The organism is Microbacterium sp. zg.Y909 (assembly GCF_024626565.1).
The window spans coordinates 1-8,473 of sequence record NZ_JANJFJ010000191.1; the positions used below are offsets into that span (position 1 = coordinate 1).

The window sequence follows — 8,473 nt, forward strand, 5'->3', positions numbered from 1 at the left end:
AGACCGCCGAGATCGGCGACGACGTGCTGCTCTACCACGGGGTCACGCTCGGCGGCCGGACGCGCAACGGGGGCAAGCGGCATCCCACCCTCGGGGATCGCGTGCTGGTGGGCGCCGGTGCGAAGGTTCTCGGTCCCGTCACGATCGGTGCGGGCACCGCCATCGGCGCGAACGCCGTGGTGACCAAGGATGCCCCGGCCGACAGCGTGCTGGTGGGCGTACCTGCGAAGGCGCGCAAGCGCACACCCGGCGAGGACACCCGCGCGCTGCTGACGGCGCCGGAGTACTTCATCTGACGCGAGCGCGCTTCAGCGCACCTCGATACCCAGGGCCCTCCCCGCCAGCGCGTGATCGCGCAGGTGGAGGATGACGGCGGCAGCCATCACCGTGAGTCCGGCGAGTTCGAGGGTCTCCTCGAACGCGGCAAGCATCCACACGACGGGGTCGTTTTCGTCGCGCAGGAGCGACTCGACCTCGGCACCGGCGGTGGCGCTCGCGATCTCGATGCCGATGGCACCCCCGACGTACATCACCGCGGCGAGGATCATCAGCGCACGCGTGCGAGCGGGAAGACGCAGGACGAAGCCGATGACGAAGGGCGCGGCGATGAGCAGCACGATGCCGACGGGAATGACCCACGCGTACCAGAGCGGCCCGCCGGTGATGCCGAGCATGTTGCGCGTGGCATACATCAGGCTCTCGTGCAGAGCGGCGCCCTCGTCGAGCGAAAGGAAGACGAACACCATGGCGAAGATCATCCACATGCGCCGGTCGCGTCGGTCGGTCGTCGCCTGGGCGATCGCACCGAGCATCGCGCCGATGCCGAGGAGCAGCATCATGTTGAACCATGTCGGGATGCTGGTCTCGGAGTCCATGTCGAACGCGCCGACGACCCGCCCCTCATAGTTGAGCAGGCCGGGCCACGCCGCGCCGTGCACAGCGATGTGCAGCAACGCCAAGGCCGCGCTGATCACGCCCAGCACCGTGATGACGGTGCGCGCCCGGATCGTCAGCCGCACCGGCGGACGCTGCGCCGCCGTCCGTCCCGAAGCATCCGTCGTGTCGTCGTCGACAGGCATCGCCATTTCATCCCCCAAAAGTCCCCTGACAAGCCCCCGGCGAACAGCTTCTGTTCATCTTCTCGTCACCCTGGGGACACCATAGCGCCACCGCGCGTCGCTGCGGCAACGCTCTGGTGTCCGTGATCGACGCGCATCACGCACCGCGTAAGGCCCTGTCAGCCGGCGGCGATCGGGAGGCAACTCCCTGGAAAGGTGCGGGTTCGTCGATGGCAGCGATGGCCATGAACTCCAGCACCCGTCGGGGGATGTCGGTGTAGACCCTGCCGGTGGGGCTGGTCCATTCCAGGATGCCGTCGGCTTTCTGCACCACGCTCCACCCGGTGCCGTGCTTGACGGGGTGATGTCGTCCGGGACACAGGTTCGCGAGATTGTCGGCGCGTTCGTAGTATGACCGTTTGACCATCCCGCGCGCCGCCGCCGTCTATGCCCGCATCTCGTCGGACCCTTCCGGGCAGGCATTGGGGGTGCAGCGGCAGCTTGAGGATTACCGCAGGCTCGCCGCGGAGCGGGGGTGGGTCGTGGCAGAGGAGTACGTGGACAACGACGTGTCGGCGTACTCGGGGAAGCCGCGACCGGCGTATGAGCGGATGCTGGCGGATGTGCGCGACGGGGTGAGGGACGCGGTGATCGTGTACAACATGGACCGGCTCACCCGCCGTCCGATCGAGTTGGAGCAGTTCGCCGCGGTGTGCGAGGCGGCGGGCGTCAGCCAGGTCGCTACGGTGACTGCGGATCTGAATCTTGGGAATGATGACGGGCTGTTTATGGCGCGTGTTTTCGCGGCGTTCGCGGCGAAGGAGTCGGGGCGTAAGTCGGAGCGGGTGCGTCGGAAGATGCGGCAGAACGCGGAGCAGGGGCTGCCGAGCGGCGGCGCGAATCGCCCTTACGGTTACGAGTCCGACAAGGTGACGGTCAATCCGGCGGAGGCCGAGATCGTGAGGGAGATCGTCAGCCGGTACATCGCGGGAGAGTCGGCCCGGGCGATCGCGGAGGATTTGCAGGAGCGTGGTGTGCCGACCGCGACAGGGGTCGAGCGGCGGTCCACGACGGTGCGGGGGATCTTGTTGTCCCCGCGGATCGCCGGTTTCCGGGTGCACCGGGGCGAGGTCGTCGCGAAGGGGGTGTGGGATCCGATCATCACCCCGGAACATCACCAGCAGGTGCGCAACGTGATGGAGTCGAAGACCGCGACCGGCAGACGCGCGCCCCGCCGCTACCTGTTGTCGGGGTTGCTGCGGTGTGGGAAGTGCGGCGGGAAGTTGTTCTCAGCGGCGCGGGTGAACGAGCGCCGCTACGTGTGCTCGTCCGGTCCGGATCACCGGGGGTGCGGCGGGATCATGATCAACGCGGCCCGGGTGGAGGAATGGCTTACCGCCGCGGTGCTGTACCGCCTGGACACCCCCGACATGGAGGCCGTGCTCACCGGGCAGCACGCCCAGGACGGCCAATACGCCACGCTTACCGCCGAGCGGGAGAAGTATCAGGCGAGGATGCTCGAGCTGACCGGGATGTGGACGGACGGCGCGATCTCCAGCGTGGAATGGAAGAACGCACGCGACCGCCTGGAGGCGAAGCTCACCGGCGTGGACCAGCAGCTGGCCCGCCTGACCACCGCGACCACGCTGGACCGCATGGTGGGCAACGGCGAGGCGTTGCGGGCTGGCTGGGAACAGATGACCCTCGAGCGTCAGCACGCGATCATCCGGGCAGTGCTCGATTACGCCACCGTCGCGCCAGCGACCGTGAACCGGTTCGACCCCGCACGTATTCAGCCGGTGTGGGTGCTGTAGTGGTCAGGTGCCGGCGCGCTACCAGCGCCCTCACACGGGTGAGTACTCCTGGATCCGGCACGTGCACCGGAACGCCCTGACGAGCACACGACGGCTCCACCCACGCAGCCAGCGCCTCCGGATCCATGCGCATCATCGCCCCCCCACTGCGCCCAGACGGTCGGGGGACCTTGCCAGTCCTCCGACTCCGCCGAGTCCCACACCGAGTGTGGCGACGCCGACAGGTGCGCTGACGCCTGCGCGAGCACGTCTTCACGGCTTGTCCCCGTGAAACGGAGCCGGTCGGGCTGGAAGCCCTCCGCCACGTCGTAACGGTGCGCGCCGAGGTCGCGGGCGACCGGATCCGCGAACGTTTTCGCCACGTACTTCGCGAGGTAGCCGCCCGCGATCCGCGCTTCGGACAGGGGCGTTGACCCCACCGGGAGGTTGCCCATGAGTTTGATCGAGATGAACCCGTGCGGCCACGCCGCCTCGATCATCGACCGCTTGATGAACCGCCCCACCGCGAAGTGAGCGTGCAGCCCATGGCCGCTCTTATGCCACTCCGGAACCCACGCATACGGGAACGCGTCACCGCCGAGCCTGCCGCGGAGGTCACGGAAGAACAGGCCGAGATGGTCCCGGATGAGCGCCGGATCATGGTTGCCCTCACCTCGATAGGTGAGAGTGCCCAGGCGATTGAGGACGTTCGCCGCGCAGTAGCGCCGCAAGCGGGTCCGGGCACGCCGGGCAGCCTCCGCGGCGGCGCGCTCGGGATCCGACGCCTGCCCCCTGGCGACATAGGCAGGTTTGCGGCGTAGAGAGGTGCGGAAGGACCCGCCACCTTCTCCGGCGGCGGGAACAAGGGTGAAAGACCAGCCCGCGTCGGGACGGGCGAGCGGGGCGAACGGATGGGATGACTGAGAGGACAAGGGCGTGACCTTCGAGGCGCGCGGACAGAAGGCGGCCCAAACGAAGTTCAGTCACGTTCCGCGCGTTTATGTCCAGACACTGGCCGAAGAGTGCCGCGCAACCCTCCCAAACAAGGGTCCCTCTAGTTCTCAGTCATCCACTCGCTAGGGTCTGGGATCGTACCGTCCACGAGTTCGACACCATCTAAGCAGAACCGGCGGACACGACAGCCCAAGCGCCGCTGCGCGGCGCGGCTGCCGCGGAATCGCTCCGCGATTCCTTTGCCGCCGGGGACCGGTCACGTCTCCGAGTTATGTTGCAGATTCAAGTCAAGACGCGCCTTCGGCGCGCAGGTCCCGCGGCTATGCCAGGATCATCGCAGGCCGACAACACGGGAGACGCAATGCCGACGCTTGAAGAGGAGATCGAAGCAGGTCGACGGGAGATCTTCACCGACTCGTACAGCATGTCGATCGGTGAGATAACAAACCTCTACCGGGATGCCGAGATCGATGTCCATCCAGAGTTCCAACGTGTGTTCCGCTGGGATGACCTCCAGAAGTCACGTTTGGTTGAGAGCATCCTGCTTGGGATTCCCTTGCCATCCATCTTTGTGGCGCAGTCAGAGAACGGCTCGTGGGATGTCGTTGATGGTGTTCAGAGGCTCTCGACGATCCTCCAGTTCCAGGGGATCCTCAAGGACGACGAGGGCAACCTCATGCCGCCCATCAGTCTCGAGGGCACCCGCCTCCTGCCATCCCTCGCTGGAAAGCGATGGGACGACCCAGACGAGGGAATCTCGCTCACCAGCGCGCAGCGGCTCGACTTCAAGCGCGCCAAGCTGGACCTGAAGATCGTCAAGCGCGAGTCGAGCGCGGATAGCAAGTATGACCTTTTCCAGAGGCTGAACTCCTACGGTTCTCAAGCGACGCAGCAGGAGGTCCGAAGCTGCATGCTCATTGGCACGAATCGCGACTTCTATACCTGGCTCGCGGGCCTCGCAACCGATGCCAACTTCCTCTCGACGGTGGCACTTAGCGAACGACTGATCGGAGAGCAGTATCACCTTGAACTTGCTCTGCGTTTCGTGATCTTCCGCCGATTCCCTGCGGACCAGATCTCGACGATCGGGAACCTCGGCGAGTTCGTCACAAACGAAGCCATGCGCATGGCGTTGGCGAAGGACTTTGAGTACGATGCCGAAGCGGCCGCCTTCCGAAAGACGTTTGAGTTCCTCAACGAGACATCTGGTGATCTTTCGTTCAAGCGCTGGAATGAAGCCCGCCAGCGATTCGGCGGCCCTTTCCTCAACACGTCGTTCGAGGTCATCGCCATGGGTCTTGGCCACAACATCGATCGATTTGCGTCCGTTTCTGAGGTTGACCCCACCGCGAAGGCCAAGGAGTTCTGGACCAGCGACGACTACGGTGCAGGATTCGCCACGGGAGTCCGTGCTGACGCACGCATGGCAAAGAGTATTCCGCTCGGCCGTCAGCTGTTCTCTGCCTAAGGCCAGCCTCCGATGGCGACGCTCGTCGAACGCTTGGTCGACGACTTGGACAGCGATCTAGCGAACCGGAGACGGGAAATTGCCGATCTCCGGCATATGGTTCGGGCCAGCATGGATCCCAGGCGGAGCCTGCTGGCGCGCTCGTGCCATGTGATGGCGTATTCGCATTGGGAGGGGTTCGTCAAAGGAGCCGTGCGGCGATACATCGAGTACGTTCAGTCGCGCGGCCTGTACGTCGGCGACCTCAACGCGGGACTTCAGGGTCTAGCGCTCCGCGACGCGGTCCGGACCGCAGCGCAGCCGGAGCGGTCAGTGGATGAAGTCGTCGGCCTCTTGGCTGCAATCGATGAGCGTGGGACCCGACCGTTCGCGGTCGATGCAGAAGTGGTTGTCAAAACCGGGAATCTCACGGCGGCGACACTGCAGTCCATTCTCGGCTGCGCGGGACTCACCTATCTTGAGAAATACCAGATGCGCGAGAACTTCATTGATGAGGTTCTCTGCGGTCGTCGACACCGCATCGCGCACGGGGGATGGCAACCGATCACGGCGGACGAGGCACGTGCCGTCGCCGCAGACGTCTTGGATCTGTGCACCGACCTCAACCAGCAGGTACAAGAAGCCGCTCTGTATGAGCGCTATCGACTTTGAACTCGGGGGCCAGGTTCAGAACTTGCGAGGTTGGTCACGCAGGTCGGTCCGCCGAGGGCGGCGTCGTGGGTGTGATCGAGGTCGCAGTGCCGGGCCGGTCTTCGGCATCCGAGGAACCGGCAGTGCTCGTCGCGGGCGTCGAGGTGTCGTCGCAACTCCCGGCTGGGTCGGTACGTGAGCACCTGTTCCACGGCGCCGGTGGTCGGGGAGGTGAACACCCGCTCCCACAACTCCGCGGTCGCGGCGAGGTGCCGGGCGGTGTCGGGGTCGATGGGTCCGTACCCAACCAGTTCCGCCGGTTCGCTTCCGATGCCGATGAGTGTGTTCGCGGGGATGACGATCTGCACCTGCGCGACGATCGAGGCACCCTCCGGGATAGCGCCGATCTCGGTCGGGGCGGTGGCGTTTCCGGTGAGGAGCAGGTCGGTGAGCACGTCGGCGCGGATCTGGTCCATGGTGCGCCGGTCCGTCGCGAGGACGTCGGTGGCGGTGGGTGCCGCGGCCGCGGCTGCCGCTTTCGCGGCGGCGGTGCGGTGGGCGTCGGTGATCTCGCGGGCGTGCCGGTTTAGCCGGTCCCGGATCGCGTACGCCAGCTCCGCCGGCAGCAGCGCGGTGATCTCCGCCATCCCCTCATCGAGGTCCCGCACCCATACCCGCCTCCCCGCGGCGGCATCCTTGTGCCGTTCTTCGAGCGGCACAGGGTTGAGTTTCTGCGCGAGCATCAGGACGATCGGCTTCGCCCGCCCGGGGATGTCCCCCTCGCACACCACCAGCGCGGCCTGCTCGAACCGGGCCCGCGCGTCGGGGTCGGTGATGCGGGCACCGGCGTCCTGGATGATCCGGGCATGGACCCGGTCGATCCGGTCCTCGCGCAACGCCTCGAACGTCGCGGCGAACTCGTCCACCAGCAGGGTGGCGTCGTGCATACGGTCGCGCATGCCGTGGTCCGAGCGGCGCAGCACCGCCGCGATCTCCGCAGCCATCCCTCGTAATGGCAGCTCCCGCTCCCGCCCTTCACTGGACGGGATGCGCGCGGTCTCCGCCTGCGCGACCGCTTCGCCCTGGGAGATGAACCACGCCTCATCGGCATCCACCTCCGCCCGACGCCGCCGCACCCCCTCCAGCCCGGACACCACCTGCTCCCGCGACAAGACAGCCGTCCGTGCCGGGGCGGTGGTGGTGGTGGAGGAGGTGTTCATACCCCCAATCCTGCCCACACCCACCAACATCGAAACCCGCAGAAAGCACGCGTGACCTGGGCTTGTGGACAACTCCCCACATCAGCACCCCTGGGGGAGGAACCGGCACCGGCGAACCCCCTACCCGCACCGCACTCTTCTTGAACCATGCGCCCCCGCGGCAGCTACTCGCGCCGGGCATCGCGGCGCTCGTCGGCCTTGCGCCGGATGAACACCATCGGCAGCAGCACCGTCGCCACCGCGGTGACCACCCACACCACCACCGGAGCGAGGATCCACGCCAGGCCGCCCGTGATGCGCAATCCTCCGACCGGCAGCAGCACCACGACAAGCAGGGCCACCAGCGTCGAGATGATGCCGATGCCGCCCAGCAACGCGGGGGCGTATCGCCGCGCCACCTTCGCGATCCAGGGCGACAGCACGCTCTGCAGGACGGCGAAGATCACGATGCAGACGACGAAACCCCACCAGTCGGCCCACACGATCTGGAAGCCCGACACGGTGACATCGGCCACGATGAGCCCGAGGGCCGCCGATGCCAGGAAGACCAGGGCGCGCAGCAGGAACATGACCATGCGGCGACCCTAGCGACTCCCCCGCGTCCGGCCCAGGGGTCGAAGACCCCCGTCAGGACCCGAGCGCCGCCAGCCGCGCCTCTTCGTCCGCGGCGATCGCCGACTGCACGATCGGCTCGAGCGCGCCGTCCATCACCTGGTCGAGGTTGTACGCCTTGTAGCCGGTGCGATGATCGGCGATGCGGTTCTCGGGGAAGTTGTAGGTGCGGATGCGCTCCGAGCGGTCCATGCCACGGATCTGCGACTTGCGCGCATCGGAGGCCGCGGCATCCCGCTCCTCCTGCTGCTTCGCCAGCAGCCGCGCACGCAGCACGCGCATGCCGGCCTCGCGATTCTGCAGCTGCGACTTCTCGTTCTGCATCGACACGACGATCCCGGTGGGCACGTGCGTGATGCGCACCGCCGAGTCGGTGGTGTTCACCGACTGACCGCCGGGCCCCGACGAGCGGAACACGTCGATCTTCAGGTCGTTCGGCTCGATGTGCACTTCGTCGGGCTCGTCCACCTCGGGGAACACCAGCACGCCGGTGGTCGAGGTGTGGATGCGCCCCTGGGACTCCGTCGCCGGCACGCGCTGCACGCGGTGCACGCCGCCTTCGTACTTCAGGTGCGCCCACACCCCCTGCGCGGGGTCGCTCGACGAGCCCTTGATCGCGATCTGCACGTCCTTGTAGCCGCCGAGGTCGGACTCGTTGCGGTCCAGCACCTCGGTCTTCCACCCCTTGGATGCCGCGTACTGCACGTACATCCGCAGCAGGTCGGCGGCGAACAGCGC

General features: G+C 66.7%; 10 protein-coding genes. 4 read left to right on the forward strand and 6 right to left on the reverse strand.

The window, feature by feature from the left end; genetic code table 11:
- The coding region (locus NQ160_RS13875; RefSeq protein ID WP_374113658.1) for a serine O-acetyltransferase at window positions 1–296 on the forward strand (296 nt) is incomplete at its 5' end.
- Window positions 297–308: 12 nt separating this feature from the next.
- Here NQ160_RS13875 and NQ160_RS13880 read toward each other — a convergent pair.
- Together NQ160_RS13880 and NQ160_RS13885 are read right to left on the reverse strand one after the other, a co-directional pair.
- The gene (locus NQ160_RS13880; RefSeq protein ID WP_257515801.1) at window positions 309–1,079 is read right to left on the reverse strand and encodes a hypothetical protein; all 771 of its coding nucleotides are present in this window, start codon (window positions 1,077–1,079) and stop codon (window positions 309–311) included.
- A 136-nt stretch (window positions 1,080–1,215) separates the two neighbouring features.
- Window positions 1,216–1,485, reverse strand: coding sequence for a hypothetical protein (locus NQ160_RS13885; RefSeq protein WP_257515802.1), 270 nt, complete (start codon window positions 1,483–1,485; stop codon window positions 1,216–1,218).
- On the opposite strand from NQ160_RS13885, the gene NQ160_RS13890 reads away from it, so the two are divergent.
- Complete coding sequence (locus tag NQ160_RS13890) at window positions 1,478–2,872, forward strand: recombinase family protein (RefSeq protein ID WP_257515803.1); 1,395 nt, start codon at window positions 1,478–1,480, stop codon at window positions 2,870–2,872. The genes NQ160_RS13885 and NQ160_RS13890 overlap by 8 nt on opposite strands.
- Here the strand turns inward: NQ160_RS13890 and NQ160_RS25055 are convergent.
- Window positions 2,851–3,783, reverse strand: coding sequence for a rolling circle replication-associated protein (locus NQ160_RS25055; protein ID WP_441338266.1), 933 nt, complete (start codon window positions 3,781–3,783; stop codon window positions 2,851–2,853). The two genes, NQ160_RS13890 and NQ160_RS25055, sit on opposite strands and share 22 nt — an antisense overlap.
- A gap of 383 nt (window positions 3,784–4,166) precedes the next feature.
- On the opposite strand from NQ160_RS25055, the gene NQ160_RS13895 reads away from it, so the two are divergent.
- Together NQ160_RS13895 and NQ160_RS13900 are read left to right on the forward strand one after the other, a co-directional pair.
- Window positions 4,167–5,273, forward strand: coding sequence for a DUF262 domain-containing protein (locus NQ160_RS13895; protein ID WP_257515804.1), 1,107 nt, complete (start codon window positions 4,167–4,169; stop codon window positions 5,271–5,273).
- A gap of 12 nt (window positions 5,274–5,285) precedes the next feature.
- Complete coding sequence (locus tag NQ160_RS13900) at window positions 5,286–5,924, forward strand: MAE_28990/MAE_18760 family HEPN-like nuclease (RefSeq protein ID WP_257515805.1); 639 nt, start codon at window positions 5,286–5,288, stop codon at window positions 5,922–5,924.
- Here NQ160_RS13900 and NQ160_RS13905 read toward each other — a convergent pair.
- From NQ160_RS13905 to NQ160_RS13915, 3 genes are all read right to left on the reverse strand, one after another.
- Window positions 5,912–7,123 (reverse strand): HNH endonuclease signature motif containing protein, encoded by a 1,212-nt coding sequence (locus tag NQ160_RS13905; RefSeq protein WP_257515806.1) that lies wholly within the window; start codon window positions 7,121–7,123, stop codon window positions 5,912–5,914. The two genes, NQ160_RS13900 and NQ160_RS13905, sit on opposite strands and share 13 nt — an antisense overlap.
- Window positions 7,124–7,287: 164 nt before the next feature.
- Entirely contained in the window at window positions 7,288–7,698 is a 411-nt protein-coding gene (locus tag NQ160_RS13910; protein WP_257515807.1) for a hypothetical protein, read from the reverse strand.
- A 52-nt stretch (window positions 7,699–7,750) separates the two neighbouring features.
- The coding region (locus NQ160_RS13915; protein ID WP_257515808.1) for a peptide chain release factor-like protein at window positions 7,751–8,473 on the reverse strand (723 nt) is incomplete at its 5' end.

Coding starts and splice junctions, on each gene's coding strand:
- NQ160_RS13880 (WP_257515801.1), bottom strand. CDS start 1,079: ATGCCTGTCGACGACGACACGACGGATGCTTCGGGACGGACGGCGGCG.
- NQ160_RS13885 (WP_257515802.1), bottom strand. CDS start 1,485: ATGGTCAAACGGTCATACTACGAACGCGCCGACAATCTCGCGAACCTG.
- NQ160_RS13895 (WP_257515804.1), top strand. CDS start 4,167: ATGCCGACGCTTGAAGAGGAGATCGAAGCAGGTCGACGGGAGATCTTC.
- NQ160_RS13900 (WP_257515805.1), top strand. CDS start 5,286: ATGGCGACGCTCGTCGAACGCTTGGTCGACGACTTGGACAGCGATCTA.
- NQ160_RS13905 (WP_257515806.1), bottom strand. CDS start 7,123: ATGAACACCTCCTCCACCACCACCACCGCCCCGGCACGGACGGCTGTC.
- NQ160_RS13910 (WP_257515807.1), bottom strand. CDS start 7,698: ATGGTCATGTTCCTGCTGCGCGCCCTGGTCTTCCTGGCATCGGCGGCC.